Origin of the sequence: Mycolicibacter sp. MU0102 (assembly GCF_963378105.1) — a bacterium.
Taxonomy (GTDB): Bacteria; Actinomycetota; Actinomycetes; order Mycobacteriales; family Mycobacteriaceae; genus Mycobacterium; species Mycobacterium holstebronense.
Genome location: NZ_OY726398.1, coordinates 4,310,234 through 4,324,950, shown reverse-complemented (window position 1 = coordinate 4,324,950; position 14,717 = coordinate 4,310,234). Strand labels below are relative to the sequence as shown.

Sequence of the window (14,717 nt, the reverse complement as noted above, 5' to 3'; positions counted from 1 at the left end):
GCTTCTACTTCTACTTCTACTTCTTCGCCGTCAGCTGATCGGCGATCGCGCCGAGCGCCTCCAAATCGGAGACGTCGAACGGCAATGACGGCACCCCCACGATGGGAACCCGCGGGTTGGCCCGGGTGAAACGCGACAGCAGTCGGATCTCCCGCTTGGCGGTGGCACCGCGCTCGGCGTGAATCTGCAGGGCCGCCGTGGTGAGCGCCTTCGTCCCCTCGGGCAGGGCTGTGCCGGGCTCCTGCAGCGTCTCGATCGCGTCGATAGCGCGCTCGATGGGCAGGTCGCACAACATCGGGTGGGTGCGGTTGAGAATCAGCCCGGCCAGCGGCATGTGCTCTTCGGAGAGTCGGTCGACGAAGAAGGACGCCTCCCGCAACGCATCGGGTTCGGCTGCCGACACCACTACGAACTGGGTGCCGCGGCGCTTGAGCAGGTCATAGGTGCGGTCTGCCTTCTCCCGGAAGCCGCCGAAGGTGGCGTCCAGGGACTGCACGAAATTCGCTGCGTCGGAAAGCATTTGCGAACCCAGCACAGTCGACAGGGCCTTCATCGCCAGGCCGACCGCGCCGGCCACCAGCTTGCCGATGCCCCGTCCGGGGCCCAGCAGCAACTTCCACAACCTGCTGTCCATGAAGCTTCCCAGCCGCTTGGGTGCGTCCAGGAAGTCCAGGGCGTTGCGTGACGGCGGGGTGTCGACGACCACCAGGTCCCAGCGGTCCTCGCTCAGCAACTGGCCGAGCTTCTCCATCGCCATGTACTCCTGCGTGCCGGAGAGCGAGGTGGCGACCGTTTGGTAGAACTGGTTGCCCAGGATCGCCTCGGCCCGCTCCGGGCCGGAGTACTGCGTCACCATCTCGTCGAAGGTGCGGCGCATGTCGAGCATCATCGCGTACAGCTGACCGGGCACTTCCGCGGGCAGTTGTACCCGCTGCGGGTTATTGCCGAGGTCTTCGATGCCCAGCGCCTGCGCCAGCCGGCGGGCCGGGTCGATGGTCAGCACCACCACGGTGCGGCCGTATTCGGCGGCCCGCAGCGCCATCGACGCGGCAGTGGTGGTCTTGCCGACGCCACCGGCGCCGCAGCACACCACCACACGATTGGCGGTATCGGACAGGATTGCCGCCAAGTCCAGCGCCAGCGGCTTGCCGGTCGTGTCGGGTGTCATCGAACCCCCTGTTGGCCGAGAATCTCGGAAAGTTCATAGAGGCTGCCCAGGTCGACCCCGTCGGTGATCGTCGGCAGATGCAGGCGCGGCACGTCCAACTGCTGCAGCTGCTCGGCCGTTTCCGTCCGGGCGCTGATGCGGGTGGCGTGCTGGATGGTTTCGGTCAGCAGGCCGGCGAAATCGTCGTCGCTCAGCGTGATCCCCGCCGCGGTCAGTCCGGCCCGGAGCGCGTCGGCGTCGACGACGCCTTCGGCGGCCTTGGCCAAGTCCGCGGGGTCCAGGTGTGCGGGAATGTCGCGGTTGACGATCACGCTGCCGATCGGCAGGTCCAGCGCCCGCAGCTCGTCGATGGCCTCCAGGGTCTCCTGCATCGGCAGGGCCTCCAGCAGCGTCACCAGATGGATGGCCGTCTGATCGGAGTGCAGCAGCTTCACCACGCCGTCAGCCTGCGAGTGCACCGGGCCGCCCTTGGCCAGCTGCGACACCGCTTTGGTGACGTCGAGGAACCGGGAGATCCGGCCGGTCGGCGGCGCATCCACCACGATCGCGTCGTAGACCGGCTTGTTGTTCTTGTCGGTCTGGATCACGTGGTACTTGATCTTGCCGGTGAGGATGACGTCGCGCAGTCCGGGCGCGATGGTGGTCGCGAACTCGACCGCTCCGACGCGCCGCATCGCCCGCCCGGCGATCCCCAGGTTGTAGAACAGGTCCAGGTATTCCAGGAACGCTGCCTCGATGTCCATCGCCAGCGCGTCGACCTGCCCACCGTCCTCGGCGGTCGCGACCTTGAGTGGCGTAATGGGTAGCGGCGGCACGTCGAAGAGTTGCGCAATGCCTTGGCGCTCTTCGACTTCCACCAGCAGTACCCGACGTCCGCCGGCTGCCAGCGACAACGCCAGGGCGGCCGCGACCGTCGACTTGCCGGTACCGCCCTTGCCGGTCACGAAATGCAGCCGGGCCTTCGTCAATCGCGAAGGCCAGCCGAGAAGCGGCTCGCTGCTGGATGTGGCTGTCACCACTGCATGCTAACCAAGTACTTGGGCGTCCTAGCGATAAGCTCGCTGCCATGAGTCAACGCACGGTCTGGGAGTACGCCACCGTCCCCTTGATCACGCACGCCACCAAACAGATCCTCGACCAATGGGGAGAAGACGGCTGGGAGTTGGTGTCGGTGCTGCCGGGGCCCTCCGGTGAGCAGCTCATCGCCTTCCTGAAGCGCCCACAATGAGCTGGCGGGCCCGGCTGACCGAACTCGGGATCGAGCTGCCCGATGTGGTGGCGCCGCTGGCGGCCTACGTGCCGGCGGTGCGCACCGGCAACCTCGTCTACACCTCCGGTCAGCTGCCGATGCAGGCCGGCGAATTGCCGCGCACCGGCAAGCTGGGTGCGGAGGTCGCCCCGGAGGACGGGCACGCACTGGCCCGGATCTGCGCTCTCAACGCGCTGGCCGCCGTGGATGCCCTGGTCGGGCTCGACACGGTGGCCCGGGTGGTCAAGGTGGTCGGATTCGTCGCGTCGGCGCCGAACTTCAACGGGCAACCCGCCGTGGTCAATGGGGCCTCCGAACTGTTGGGTGAGGTGTTCGGCGATGCCGGCAAGCACGCCCGCTCCGCGGTCGGGGTCTCCGAGCTGCCGCTGAACGCGCCGGTGGAGGTCGAACTGATCGTCGAGCTGAAGGCCGCGGCGGAGTAGCGCAGCGGTGTCGGCCAGTCATCCCGCGTACGGTCGGCTGCGGCCGGTCACCGAGACCGCGTCGGTGCTGCTGGCCGACAACCCCGGGTTGATGACCCTGGACGGCACCAACACCTGGGTGTTGCGTGGCCCGGGCAGCGACGAGGTGGTGATCGTCGACCCGGGGCCTGACGATGACGAGCACATCGGCCGGCTGGCTGAGGTCGGCCGGATCGCCCTGGTGCTGATCAGTCACCGGCACTTCGATCACACCGAAGGCATCGACAAGCTGGTGGACGCCGTCGGCGCACCGGTGTACTCCGCAGGGAGCGGATTTCAGCGTCGGCTCGGCGGCGGCCTGACTGATGGCCAGGTGATCGACGCGGCCGGGCTGCGGATCACCGTGTTCGCCACTCCCGGGCACACCGCGGACTCGCTGTCGTTCGTGCTCGACGACGCAGTCCTGACCGCCGACACCGTGCTGGGGCGCGGCACCACCGTCATCGACTCCGAGGACGGCGACCTGACGCGCTATATGGACTCGCTGCGGCGCCTGCGCGGGCTGGGTGGGCGCACGGTGCTGCCCGGGCACGGACCGGAGCTGCCCAACATCGAGGCGGTGGCCAGCGGCTACCTGGAGCACCGCGAACAGCGGCTCGAACAGGTGCGTTCGGCGCTGGCCGCGTTGGGCGAGGACGCCACCGCCCGACAGGTCGTCGAACACGTCTACACCGACGTCGACGAAGAGCTGTGGGGCGCCGCCGAATGGTCGGTGCAGGCCCAGCTGAACTATCTACGGGGCCAGTAGCGCGTCGAAGCTGTAGTTAGCGCGGTGTCTACTCGCACTTTTACGCGCTAACTACAGCTTCGGCGGAAAGGGACTACCGCGCTCGGCGGGCCAGCCGCTCGGAGTCGGAGATCAGCACGCTCTTGCCCTCGAGCCGGATCCAGCCGCGGTGGGCGAAGTCGGCCAGTGCCTTGTTCACCGTCTCGCGCGAGGCCCCGACCAGCTGGGCGATCTCTTCCTGAGTCAGGTCGTGGGTGACCCGCAGGGCCCCGCCTTCCTGGGTGCCGAACCGTTGCGCCAGCTGCAGCAGCTGCTTGGCGACCCGTCCGGGCACGTCGGTGAAGATCAGGTCGGCCAGGTTGTTGTTGGTGCGGCGCAGCCGGCGGGCCAATACCCGCAGCAGCTGCTCGGCGATCTCGGGCCGATCGGAGATCCACGACCGCAGGGCGTCGCGGTCCATCGAGACCGCGCGCACCTCGGTGATGGTCGTCGCGCTCGACGTCCGGGGACCCGGGTCGAAGATCGAGAGCTCACCGAACATGTCCGAGGGGCCCATGATGGTCAGGAGGTTCTCCCGGCCATCAGGAGAACGCCGGCCGATCTTCACTTTCCCGGAGACGATGATGTACAGCCGGTCGCCGGGCTCTCCCTCGGCGAACACGGTGTGTCCGCGCGGAAAGTCCACGGGCTGAAGCTGCTTGGTCAGCGCGGCTACGGCGCTGGGCTCAACTCCCTGGAAGATTCCGGCCCTCGCCAGGATCTCGTCCACGATGCCCCTTAGATGTTTTTGATGAAGGTTTGAAATCGATAAGTGCGGGCCGCTACCCGGCCAGCCACCTGAGTCTAGAGCTAGGCGTCAAGCGAGGTTACAACGCTACACACGGTTGGCATGCCGATTCGGAGGAAACTGCGGATTCGCCTTCTCCACCTGACCCAGCCCGGTTTCGATGCGTTCCAGCCCGACCGCTGACAGCATCAGCAGCATCGGGATGGTGGTGATCAGCAACCAGGACACAAGTCGTCAGTAAACATGGGCAAGGTCTCGTTGGGGTCACAAATTAGTACCCTGTCGGAGGTGACAGTGGACAAGGCGCCCAGCGCGGCGCGAACAGAGACCCGGACCGGCCTGGTCCGGCGCGCTCGCCGGATGAATCGGACTCTGGCGCAGGCCTTTCCCGACGCCCACTGCGAGTTGGACTTCACCAATCCCTTGGAGTTGGCCGTCGCCACCGTGCTGTCGGCGCAGTGCACCGACGTGCGGGTGAACCTGACGACGCCGGCATTGTTCGCCCGGTACCCCACGGCGCTGGACTACGCCCAAGCCGACCGCACCGAGCTGGAGGAGCTCGTTCGGCCCACCGGCTTCTACCGCAACAAGGCGGCTTCTCTGATCAACCTGGGCCAGATGCTGGTCGAGCGCTTCGACGGCGAACTGCCCGACACGATGGACGAGCTGGTGCGCCTGCCCGGGGTGGGCCGCAAGACCGCCAACGTGATCCTGGGTAACGCGTTCGGGGTCCCGGGCATCACCGTCGACACCCACTTCGGCCGTCTGGTGCGACGCTGGGCGTGGACCAGCGAGGAAGACCCGGTCAAGGTCGAGCACGCGGTCGGTGAGCTCATCGAACGCAAGGAATGGACGCTGCTGTCCCACCGGGTGATTTTTCACGGCCGACGGGTCTGCCACGCCCGCAAGCCGGCCTGCGGGGTGTGCGTGCTGGCCAAGGACTGCCCGTCGTTCGGAATCGGGCCCACCTCTCCGATGGAGGCTGCTGCTCTGGTCAAAGGCCCCGAGACCGAGCATCTGCTGGCCTTGGCCGGGCTGTAGCGGCCGTCACGCGGATGAGCAGTTCAACGCGGTGGACCGTAGCGGTACTGGCGGTGGTTGCCGCGCTGCTCACCGGATTGGTGAACGAACTGCGCCGCGAGCCGGCCGCCGTGCCGCCGGGCCGTGGCCCGGCCGTCGCCGGAGTTGGCGCCGACCTGACCGCCCTACGCCAGCGCGCCGACTTGCCGCCCTGCCAGGCGGGACCGGGCGACGGCGGGCCGAGCGCCCTGCGCGGCGTCACCGTCGAGTGCGCGGCCGACGGTTCGCCCGTCGACGTGGCGGCGATGTTCGCCGGTCGGAAGGTAGTGCTCAACCTGTGGGCGTACTGGTGTGGGCCGTGCCGCGACGAGCTGCGGGCGTTCGCCGAATACCAGCGCCGGGTCGGGTCGACCGTGACGGTGGTGACGGTGCATCAAGACGACAACCAAGCCGCCGGGTTGGCCCTGCTGGCCGAGCTGGGCGTGCGGCTGCCCACCTTGCAAGACGGCCGCCGGCAGCTGGCGGCGGCGTTGCGGGTGCCCAATGTGATGCCCGCGACGGTGGTGCTGGCCGCGGACGGTAGCGTTGCCCGCATCCTGCCGCAGCCCTTCGCCAACGCCGAAGAGATCGCCGCCGCCGTCGAGAACAGCGGCCGCTGATGTGGGGTGATCAGGATCCGGCACAGAGGGAGGCGCGGTGAGCGCTGGCGAGTCCCAGTCCTGGGCCCCGTCGCGCGCCCCGTCTTGGCTGCGCCCCCTGGTCGACAACGTCGAGAAGGTGCCGACGGCCTACCTGCACCGGCTGCCCGCCGATGTTCGGGCGATGATCACGGCCGCCAACGCCAAGGCCAGCGTCACCGGAAGCCGGCGCGACGCGGCCGTGCTGGTGCTGTTCTCCGGCCCGCTCGGCGGCCCGCCGGAGGCGATATCGGAATCGGCTGACCTGCTGGTCACGGTGCGTGCCTCGACGCTGCGTCATCACGCCGGCCAGGCCGCATTTCCGGGCGGAGCGGTCGATCCCGACGACGACGGGCCTATTGCCACCGCGTTGCGGGAGGCCAACGAGGAGACCGGGATCGACCCGGTCCGGGTGCACCCGTTGGTCACGTTGGACAAGATCTTCATCGCCCCCTCGGGGTTCCATGTGGTGCCGGTGTTGGCCTATTCCGAGGATCCCGGACCGGTGACCGCGGTAGACCCGGGCGAGACCGCGATCGTGGCCCGCGTTCCAGTCCGGGCGTTCATCAACCCCGAGAACCGGTTGATGGTTTACCGTGATGCGCGCAGTCGACGTTGGGCTATGCCGGCGTTCCGGCTCAACCAGATGCTGGTCTGGGGATTCACCGCCCAGGTGATCTCGGCGATGCTGGATGTGGCCGGCTGGGCGCAGCCCTGGGATACCAGCGAGGTACTCGGGCTGGACGAGGCCATGGCTTTGGTTGGAGAAGAACCTGGTGGAACGGGGATGACTGGGATATGACGTCGTCGCAGTGGCTGGACATCGCCGTGCTGGCGATCGCCTTCGTTGCCGCAGTGTCTGGCTGGCGTTCCGGCGCGCTGGGCTCCCTGCTCTCCTTCGTCGGTGTTGCGTTGGGGGCGATGGCCGGGGTGCTGCTGGCCCCGCACCTGATCGAAAGCGTTTCGGGTGCGCGGCTGAAACTGTTCGCCGCGCTGTTTCTGATCCTGGCCATGGTCGTCATCGGCGAGGTTGCCGGCGTGGTGCTGGGCCGGGCGGTGCGTGGAGCGATCCGCAGCCCCGGTGTCCGCGGAGTCGACTCCATCGTCGGGGTGGTGCTGCAGCTCGGGGTGGTGCTGATCGCGGCCTGGCTGCTGGCCACCCCGCTGACCGCGTCCGATCAGCCGAACCTGGCCGCGGCCGTCAACGATTCGCGAGTGTTGCGTCAGGTCGACGATGTCGCGCCGCAGTGGCTCAAGAACGTGCCGCGGCGGCTCTCGGCGGTGCTCGACGACTCCGGGCTGCCCGCCGTGCTGGAGCCCTTCAGTCACGCGCCGATCGCCGCGGTGGATGCGCCGAACCCGGAACTGGCCGCCAGCCCAGTGGTGGAAGCCACTGCGCCCAGCGTGCTGCGGATCCGTGGTGTGGCGCCCAACTGTCAGAAAGTGTTGGAAGGCACCGGATTCGTCATCTCGCCCACTCGGGTGATGACGAACGCGCACGTGGTGGCCGGCTCGGACAGCGTCACCGTGGAGAGCGGCACCAAGTCGTACGAGGCCACGGTGATCTCCTTCGATCCCAAGGAAGACATCTCGATCCTTGCGGTGCCCGATCTGCCGTTGCCGCCGTTGACGTTCGCCTCCTCGCCCGCCCAAGCCGACACCGATGCGCTGGTGCTGGGCTACCCCGGTGGTGGGGTCTTCGAGGCCACTCCGGCCCGGATCCGCGACGTCATCAACCTTGAGGGCCCCGACATCTACCGCAACACCACTGTCACCCGTCGGGTCTACACCATCAGAGGAACTGTGCAGCAAGGCAATTCCGGCGGCCCCATGATCGATATGGACGGCCGGGTGATCGGCGTGGTGTTCGGTGCGGCGGTCGACGACGCTGACACCGGGTTCGTGATGACCGCTGAGGAGGTGACGGGTCAGCTCGCCCGCATCGGCGACACTCAGCCGGTTTCGACGCAGACATGTGTCGGGGGAGAGTGAGTTAAGCTCTGCCGCTTAAGAATTGCGTCAGGTGGTCGTTGACCACCTCGGGCGCCTCTTCGTGAGCGAAATGCCCCGCGCCGGGCACCGACACGTACTGCCCGTGCGGCGCGTACTGCCGGGTCTTGTTGACCGGGTCGGCCAGCACGTAGGGGTCGTCGTCGCCGCGTAGGTGCAGCAGCGGAATGTTCAACGTGCGCAGGTCCAGCGCCCTCATGAACCGTCGGCCCTCAGCGCGGAGCTGACTGCGCACGGCCCAGCGCTGGTACTCCAGCGCGCAATGCGCCGCCGACGGAATCTGTACCGCGGTGCGCAGGTGCCCGATGGTCTCGGCGAAATCCGCACTCGCTTGCCAGTTCGCCCCAGCTCGACTGCGCACCAAACGCTCAAGCTCGGCTCCATCGTGGCGGGTCAGGGAGCGCTCCGGCCAGAACGGTACCTGGTACCGCAGCAACCACGGCAACAGCGCCCTGCCCTGGTCGGCGTGGGTCAGCGCCGAGTTGCGCAGCGCCGCCGGATGCGGCGAGCTGACCACGGCGATATCGCGCACCAGTCGGGGGTGCAGCAGAGCCGTCGCCCAGCACACCAGGCCACCGTCGGCGTGGCCGACCAGAGTCGCCGAGGAGTGCCCCAGGGCCCGGATCAACCCGGCGGTATCCCCGGCCAGTGTCCAGCCGTCGTAGCCGCGAGGAGGTTTGTCGCTGCCGCCGTAGCCACGCAGATCGACGGCGACAACCCGAGCACCGCTCAGCCCGCGTAACTGATGACGCCAGGTCCACCAGAACGAGCCGAACCCGTGCAGCAGCATCACCAGCGGTCGCGACGTCGGCGGGGCGTCGGCGGCGCGGTCGTCGGCTGATTCCGCCTCGACGACATGGAAGCGGATGCCGTTGGCGTGGATGTCCCAGTGTCGCCACGGCCCGTCGATGCGGGTGATCGACGGATCCGGTGGCGGCACTACCAGCCCGAGGGATCGGTGGTCGACCTGGCGGGCGAGCCCGCCGGAGACGCCGGAGAGCCGTGCAGGCGGTCCGGGTCGGGACGCAGCGCGTCGCGGGTCTCACGCACCGATTCGATCGTTTGGCGCGGCCCGCGGATACGGCGCACCCGCAGGAAGCCGAGCAGCGCCAGGGCCACGGTCACCACCAGCATGATCCCGAACACGATCAGGTAGGCGGCCCAGTCCTGCAGCCACATGTTGAGCAGCTCGGCGACGAAGAAGAAGAAAAAGAAGGTGGAGTAGAACAGCACGACCAGGGCCGCGATGAAGAACACGCTGCCGGTCAGGCCCTTTTTGACGTCCCGAGTGATCTCGGCGCGGGCCAGTTCGACCTCCGCGCGCACCAGCGTCGACATCTGGGCCGTGGCGTCCTTGACGAGCTCCCCCAGGGACGGGTCGGCGGGCAGCGCATGCGGGTCGGCCAACGGGATGGTCGCCAAGGTGTTGGGCACGCCGTTGCGGTCCGCCTTAGCTGCGGCGCGTAATGCATTCCTGCGATCGGCCTTGCTCACTGGCTGTCCTCCCGTTCGCCGTCGTCGCGGCTTAATGTTGCCATGCGGTAGCTGACCCGACGAGTGGCCCCGGAAAGCTGCGGCAGATCGCGAGCCACCGCGGCCCCGACGGTGCTAGCCCGCGGCGCGCCCAGCCCCGCCAGGTCACTCACCGCCGTTAGGCTGTTTCTCTACCACCGGGGGTGGAGTTGATCGACGGGAGAACCGCTGTGCAGATCGCACACCGCTGGTTGTTGCGCAGCGCGACTGCGCTGTTGGCATGGGTGACCTGTGCTGTCTTGGCCACCGTCGTCGCACCGGTGGCCCGGGTCGTCGCCGACGACAAGGTGGTGATGGGCGGGGGCGCCGGCATCGTGGTCGACGAGGACACGTTGTGCACGCTGACCGCGATCGGCCATGACAAGACCGGTGCACTGATCGGTTTCACCTCGGCACACTGCGGTGGCCCGGGCGCCCAGGTGGCGGCCGAGGGCTCCGAAGGCAACGGCATCATCGGCCACATGGTGGCCGGCAATGACGGCCTGGACTATGCGGTGATCGAGTTCGACCCGACCAAGGTGACGCCGGTATCCAACTTCGGCGGCTTCGTGATCGGCGGCATTGGTCCTGACCCGATCTTCGGTCAGATCGCCTGCAAGCAGGGCCGTACCACCGGCAACTCCTGCGGCCTGACCTGGGGGCCGGGCCAAGACCCGGGCACCATCGTGATGCAGGTCTGCGGGCGCCCCGGAGACTCCGGCGGGCCGGTCGTGGTGAACAACATGCTGGTCGGCATGATCCACGGCGCGTTCAGCGACGCGCTGCCGACCTGCGTGATCAAGTACATCCCGTTGCACACACCGGCGGTCGTGGTGTCGATCAACGCCGTGCTGGGCGACATCAACGCCAACGACCGGCCAGGTGCGGGCTTCGTCCCGATCGGCTAGGCGGGTCGCCGCATGGGCTCAGTCGGCCGCCCGGATCGCGTCGAACACACTGGGGTCCACCAGGGTTGAGGTGTCGCCGAGTTCGCGGCCATCGGCGATATCGCGCAGCAGCCGCCGCATGATCTTGCCGCTGCGGGTCTTGGGCAGCTCCGGGACGATATGGACGTTGCGGGGCTTGGCGATCGGCGAGATCTCTACGGTGACGCGCTCACGCAGCTCGTCCACGATGATGCCGCCCACGTGGCTGTGGGATGCCGCCAGCACCACGAACGCGCAGATCCGTTGGCCGGTCTGCTCATCGATGGCGCCGACGACGGCGGCCTCGGCCACCGCTTCGTGGCCGACCAGGGCGGACTCGACCTCAGCGGTAGAGATGCGGTGCCCCGACACGTTCATCACGTCATCGATCCGGCCCAGCACCCAGATGTCGCCGTCGGCGTCGTAGCGGGCGCCGTCACCGGCGAAGTACCAGCCCTGCTCGGCGAAGCGCGACCAGTAGGTCTCGATGAAACGCTCCGAGTCGCCCCAGATCCCGCGGGTCATCGACGGCCACGGCTGATCGATGACCAGGTAGCCCGAAACCGGTTCCCCGGCTGCGTTATCCGGCGACAACAGATCGCCGTGATCGTCGACGATGCGAGCGGAGATCCCGGGCAGCGGGGTCATCGCGGCACCCGGCTTGGCCGCGGCCACACCGGGTAGCGGGGTGATCATCGCGGCGCCGGTCTCGGTCTGCCACCAGGTGTCGACCACCGGGAGCGCGTCCGCGCCGAGCACCCGCCGATACCAGCGCCACGCCTCCGGGTTGATCGGTTCGCCGACCGAACCCAACAGCCGCAGACTGGACAGGTTGTGAGCGTCGGGGACCTCGCGGCCCCATTTCATGAACGTGCGGATCAACGTGGGCGCGGTGTAATAGATTGTCACACCGTACTTTTCGATGATCTGGAAGTGTCGGTGCTGGTCCGGGAAGTCGGGAGTGCCTTCGTAGATCACCTCGGTGGCGCCGTTGGCCAGCGGCCCGTACACCGCGTAGGTGTGGCCGGTGACCCACCCGACATCGGCGGTGCACCAGAAGACGTCGGAGGCAGCCTTGAGGTCGAAGACGTAGTGGTGGGTGTAGGCCGCCTGCGTCAGATAGCCGCCGCTGGTGTGCACGATGCCCTTCGGCTTGCCCGTGGTCCCCGACGTGTACAGCAGGAACAGGGGCTGCTCGGCTTCGAACGCCTCCGGGGTGTGCTGTGGTGCAGCCGGATCCACCACGTCGTGCCACCACAGGTCGCGGTCGGCGTTCCAGGACACCTCGCCGCCGGTGCGTCGCACCACCAGCACGTGCTCGACACTCGGAGCATCGGCGACCGCCTCGTCGACCGCGGGCTTGAGCGGTGCCGGCTGGCCGCGGCGGAACTGCCCGTCGGAGGTGATGACCACCTTCGCTTGCGCGTCGTCGATTCGGGAGCGCAGCGCGTGCGCGGAGAAACCGGCGAACACCACGGTGTGCAGGACGCCCAACCGCGCGCACGCCAGCATCGCGATGATCGCCTCGGGGATCATCGGCAGGTAGATCGCCACCCGGTCGCCGGCGACCAGGCCGAGCCCGGTCAGCGCGTTGGCGGCCCGGGAAACCTCGGCCAGCAGGTCCGCGTAGGTGATGGTGCGGGCGTCGCCGTCGGGCTCGCCCTCCCAGTGGATCGCCACCCGGTCGCCGTGGCCGGCTTCAACGTGGCGGTCCACGCAGTTGTAGGCGACGTTGAGCTTGCCGTCGGCGAACCAGCGCGCGAACGGGGCGTCTGTGTAGTCGAGCACCTCGGTGAAGGGTGTTGCCCAGCTCAACCGGTTGGCCTGCTCGGCCCAGAAGGCGAGCCGATCGGATTCGGCTGCGCGGTACAACTCGGGACCCGCGTTGGCCTGGGCGACGAACTCGGCGGCAGGCGGGTACGACGGCGCAGAAGCGGCTGAGGTTGCGGTCACGGTCAGGAGCCTAATCATTGCGATCACTGCGGCGGTAGTGTCACAGCCCGTGACCACCGCGGAGGATCCACTGGCCCCGTTAGCTGCGCTGCCCGGTGTCTCCGAGGCCAGTGAGCAGGTACGCGACGAGCTGGCTCGGGTGCATCGGCATAAGACCAACATGCGGGGCTGGCCGGTCAGTGCCGCGGAGGCCTCCCTGCGGGCGGCGCGGGCGTCGTCGGTGCTCGACGGGGGTCCCGCGGCCGTGGACGCCGCCTCGACCTGTGACCCGGTGTTCGCCGGGGCCCTGCGGGTGGCCCAGGCTCTGGAAGGCGGGGAGACCACCCTGGTCGAGGTGTGGCGGCGTGCGCCGCTGCAGGCCTTGGCCCGGCTGCATGTGTTGGCCGCCGCGGACCTCGTCGACGAGGAGCGTCTCGGCCGGCCCGAAGGCGGCGCGGCCGTCGGGCGCCGGCTGGAGATGCTGGCCGACCTGGCCACCGGCGGCACGTCGGTGGCCGCCCCGGTCTTCGCCGCGGTGGTGCACGGTGAACTGCTGACGCTGGCACCGTTCGGCAGTGCCGACGGCGTGGTGGCCCGCGGCGCGGCCCGGCTGGTCACCATCGCCAGCGGATTGGACCGCCACGGCCTAGGAGTGCCCGAGGTGACCTGGATGCGCAACGCACGCGACTACCGGCGGGCGGCGGCGGACTTCGCGACCGGTTCAGCCGAGGGTGTCACCGCCTGGCTGCTGCTGTGTTGCGGCGCGATGCGCACCGGTGCACTCGATGCGCTGGGGATTGCTGAAGCGGGTCGCTAAGCGCTGATTCGGGCCACTTGAAGAGGTCCCGGAACGGAACGAAGCGGGCGGCGCTCCGAATGATTCGGCTCGCCGCCCGCTAGCACGGTACACGGTTACCAAGCGTCCAACGTGGGCTGCGTGGGTGGCCTCGGCGCTCCTGCGGTGTTCTTCGGCTGCAACCCCACCCAAAGGGCTGACAACACCGATCACGTTCCGCAATTACGCAGGCCCGCAACACTTCTGCCATCTTCGCGGCTGTGGCTCCGCGTGGGTACCGCTCTCCGTACTGGGAAGTGCGGTTCGGGAGGTCGATCCTTCTCTTCCGGGTCGACCCTGGCCTTACCGGCTTCCGTGCTTCCTTTGTACTACGTGACGCACGACACAGCAAGGGTCAATCGCATACGGCGTGTGCGGTGTCATCGGATTGTGATCAGCGATGTTTGCTAGAGGCCGGATCAAGGCACCAGTCGGCGCAGTAGGGAGTAGGTGAGCGCGCCGGCGGCAAGTGCGCTGACGCCGACTGCGGCAGTGGTGGCCAGCGCGGCACCGGAGGGCGCGGGGATGCGGTCACGCAGCGACACCGGCCGCGAGAAGGTCAGCACCGGCCAGCCGTTGGCGATCGCCTCTTTGCGCAGCGCGCGGTCGGGGTTCACTGCCGACGGATGCCCGACCACCTGCAGCATCGGCAGGTCGGTGATCGAGTCCGAGTAGGCGTAGCAGTGCTCCAACGGGTAGCCCTCGCGGGCGGCCAGCTCGCGGATGGCCTGTACCTTGCCCTCCCCGTAGCAGTAGAACGCGATCTCGCCGGTGTACTTGCCGTCGGCGACCACCATCCGGGTTGCCATGGCGTGGGTGGCACCCAGCGCCCGGGCGATGGGCGCCACGATTTCCTCGCCTGAGGCCGAGACCACCACCACGTCGCGGCCGCAGAGCTTGTGATCGGCGATCAGCTCGGCGGCCTCCGCGAAGATCAGCGGCGTGACGATGTCGTGCATCGTCTCGTTGACGATCGCCTTGACCTGTTCCACGTTCCAGCCGGTGCACATGTTGGTCAGGTGGGCGCGCATCCGCTCCATCTGATCGTGGTCGGCGCCGGACAACAGCATCAGGAATTGCGCATAACTCGACTTGAGCACGGTGCGACGGTTGATCAGTCCCTGGTCCATAAAGGGTTTGCTGAAGGCCAGTGCGCTGGACTTCGCGATGACCGTCTGATCGAGGTCCAGGAACGCGGCTGTGCGGGTTCGAGGGGCCGCAAAAAGTGCCGCAGAGTCGGCTGACGACGTAGGCGCTGAGTGCGGCTGCGGGGTGGATGCGGTCACCGCCACAGCATAGGTGTGAGAGGTCTGCTAACCCGGTGCTACGGGAGAAAGAGCACTTCACACGTAGTGCGAGATTTAGGTCGCCATTTGATAGCAACACTTGCAA

The 14,717-nt window shown here is 68.0% G+C and carries 17 protein-coding genes and 1 pseudogene; 9 read left to right on the top strand and 9 right to left on the bottom strand.

All coding sequences use genetic code 11. The annotated features are described in order from the left end of the window. Nucleotides 1–16: 16 nt before the first annotated feature. Nucleotides 17–1,168 (bottom strand): ATPase BagB, encoded by a 1,152-nt coding sequence (gene bagB / locus RCP37_RS20340; RefSeq protein WP_308484744.1) that lies wholly within the window; start codon nt 1,166–1,168, stop codon nt 17–19. Continuing rightward, nucleotides 1,165–2,187, bottom strand: a complete 1,023-nt coding sequence (gene bagA / locus RCP37_RS20335) for an ATPase BagA (protein ID WP_308484743.1) — start codon at nt 2,185–2,187, stop codon at nt 1,165–1,167. Before bagA ends, bagB begins: the two co-directional genes overlap by 4 nt. Nucleotides 2,188–2,234: 47 nt before the next feature. Between bagA and RCP37_RS20330 the strand changes: the two genes are divergently transcribed. Genes RCP37_RS20330 through RCP37_RS20320 form a run of 3 tightly spaced genes read left to right on the top strand, consistent with a single transcriptional unit; the run spans nt 2,235 to nt 3,647 of the window. Beyond that, entirely contained in the window at nt 2,235–2,396 is a 162-nt protein-coding gene (locus RCP37_RS20330; protein ID WP_109519602.1) for a Sp36 family protein, read from the top strand. Continuing rightward, the gene (locus RCP37_RS20325; protein WP_308484742.1) at nt 2,393–2,860 is read left to right on the top strand and encodes a RidA family protein; all 468 of its coding nucleotides are present in this window, start codon (nt 2,393–2,395) and stop codon (nt 2,858–2,860) included. The genes RCP37_RS20330 and RCP37_RS20325 overlap by 4 nt, the downstream gene beginning before the upstream one ends. A gap of 7 nt (nt 2,861–2,867) precedes the next feature. Then, nucleotides 2,868–3,647 carry an MBL fold metallo-hydrolase gene (locus RCP37_RS20320; protein ID WP_308484741.1) on the top strand — a complete coding sequence of 260 codons (780 nt, stop codon included), beginning with the start codon at nt 2,868–2,870 and terminating at the stop codon, nt 3,645–3,647. Nucleotides 3,648–3,720: 73 nt separating this feature from the next. Here the strand turns inward: RCP37_RS20320 and crp are convergent, their stop codons facing one another. Both crp and RCP37_RS20310 read right to left on the bottom strand, forming a co-directional pair. Next, nucleotides 3,721–4,395 (bottom strand): cAMP-activated global transcriptional regulator CRP, encoded by a 675-nt coding sequence (gene crp / locus RCP37_RS20315; protein WP_013830875.1) that lies wholly within the window; start codon nt 4,393–4,395, stop codon nt 3,721–3,723. A 105-nt stretch (nt 4,396–4,500) separates the two neighbouring features. Then, nucleotides 4,501–4,641, bottom strand: coding sequence for a hypothetical protein (locus RCP37_RS20310; RefSeq protein WP_308484740.1), 141 nt, complete (start codon nt 4,639–4,641; stop codon nt 4,501–4,503). A gap of 132 nt (nt 4,642–4,773) precedes the next feature. On the opposite strand from RCP37_RS20310, the gene nth reads away from it, so the two are divergent. Genes nth through marP form a run of 4 tightly spaced genes read left to right on the top strand, consistent with a single transcriptional unit; the run spans nt 4,774 to nt 8,102 of the window. Further along, entirely contained in the window at nt 4,774–5,454 is a 681-nt protein-coding gene (gene nth / locus RCP37_RS20305) for an endonuclease III (protein ID WP_308487177.1), read from the top strand. A 14-nt stretch (nt 5,455–5,468) separates the two neighbouring features. Continuing rightward, nucleotides 5,469–6,092, top strand: coding sequence for a TlpA family protein disulfide reductase (locus RCP37_RS20300; protein ID WP_308484739.1), 624 nt, complete (start codon nt 5,469–5,471; stop codon nt 6,090–6,092). A 37-nt stretch (nt 6,093–6,129) separates the two neighbouring features. Then, the gene (locus RCP37_RS20295) at nt 6,130–6,912 is read left to right on the top strand and encodes an NUDIX hydrolase (RefSeq protein WP_308484738.1); all 783 of its coding nucleotides are present in this window, start codon (nt 6,130–6,132) and stop codon (nt 6,910–6,912) included. Beyond that, nucleotides 6,909–8,102 (top strand): acid resistance serine protease MarP, encoded by a 1,194-nt coding sequence (gene marP, locus RCP37_RS20290; RefSeq protein ID WP_308484737.1) that lies wholly within the window; start codon nt 6,909–6,911, stop codon nt 8,100–8,102. The genes RCP37_RS20295 and marP overlap by 4 nt, the downstream gene beginning before the upstream one ends. Before the next feature lies 1 nt (nt 8,103). Here the strand turns inward: marP and RCP37_RS20285 are convergent, their stop codons facing one another. Genes RCP37_RS20285 through RCP37_RS20275 form a run of 3 tightly spaced genes read right to left on the bottom strand, consistent with a single transcriptional unit; the run spans nt 8,104 to nt 9,766 of the window. After that, entirely contained in the window at nt 8,104–9,060 is a 957-nt protein-coding gene (locus tag RCP37_RS20285; RefSeq protein ID WP_308484736.1) for an alpha/beta fold hydrolase, read from the bottom strand. Continuing rightward, the gene (locus tag RCP37_RS20280) at nt 9,060–9,614 is read right to left on the bottom strand and encodes a phage holin family protein (protein ID WP_308484735.1); all 555 of its coding nucleotides are present in this window, start codon (nt 9,612–9,614) and stop codon (nt 9,060–9,062) included. The genes RCP37_RS20285 and RCP37_RS20280 overlap by 1 nt, the downstream gene beginning before the upstream one ends. Continuing rightward, complete coding sequence (locus tag RCP37_RS20275; RefSeq protein ID WP_308484734.1) at nt 9,611–9,766, bottom strand: hypothetical protein; 156 nt, start codon at nt 9,764–9,766, stop codon at nt 9,611–9,613. Before RCP37_RS20275 ends, RCP37_RS20280 begins: the two co-directional genes overlap by 4 nt. Before the next feature lie 57 nt (nt 9,767–9,823). Between RCP37_RS20275 and RCP37_RS20270 the strand changes: the two genes are divergently transcribed. Further along, nucleotides 9,824–10,540 carry a chymotrypsin family serine protease gene (locus RCP37_RS20270; protein ID WP_373693074.1) on the top strand — a complete coding sequence of 239 codons (717 nt, stop codon included), beginning with the start codon at nt 9,824–9,826 and terminating at the stop codon, nt 10,538–10,540. Nucleotides 10,541–10,558: 18 nt separating this feature from the next. Here the strand turns inward: RCP37_RS20270 and acs are convergent, their stop codons facing one another. Continuing rightward, the gene (gene acs / locus RCP37_RS20265) at nt 10,559–12,529 is read right to left on the bottom strand and encodes an acetate--CoA ligase (protein ID WP_373693072.1); all 1,971 of its coding nucleotides are present in this window, start codon (nt 12,527–12,529) and stop codon (nt 10,559–10,561) included. Between the two features lie 31 nt (nt 12,530–12,560). Between acs and RCP37_RS20260 the strand changes: the two genes are divergently transcribed. Next, the gene (locus RCP37_RS20260; RefSeq protein ID WP_308484732.1) at nt 12,561–13,307 is read left to right on the top strand and encodes an oxidoreductase; all 747 of its coding nucleotides are present in this window, start codon (nt 12,561–12,563) and stop codon (nt 13,305–13,307) included. A gap of 437 nt (nt 13,308–13,744) precedes the next feature. Here the strand turns inward: RCP37_RS20260 and RCP37_RS20255 are convergent. Further along, nucleotides 13,745–14,530, bottom strand: a pseudogene (locus RCP37_RS20255) (HAD-IB family hydrolase); the annotation flags it as partial. Nucleotides 14,531–14,717 lie beyond the last annotated feature (187 nt).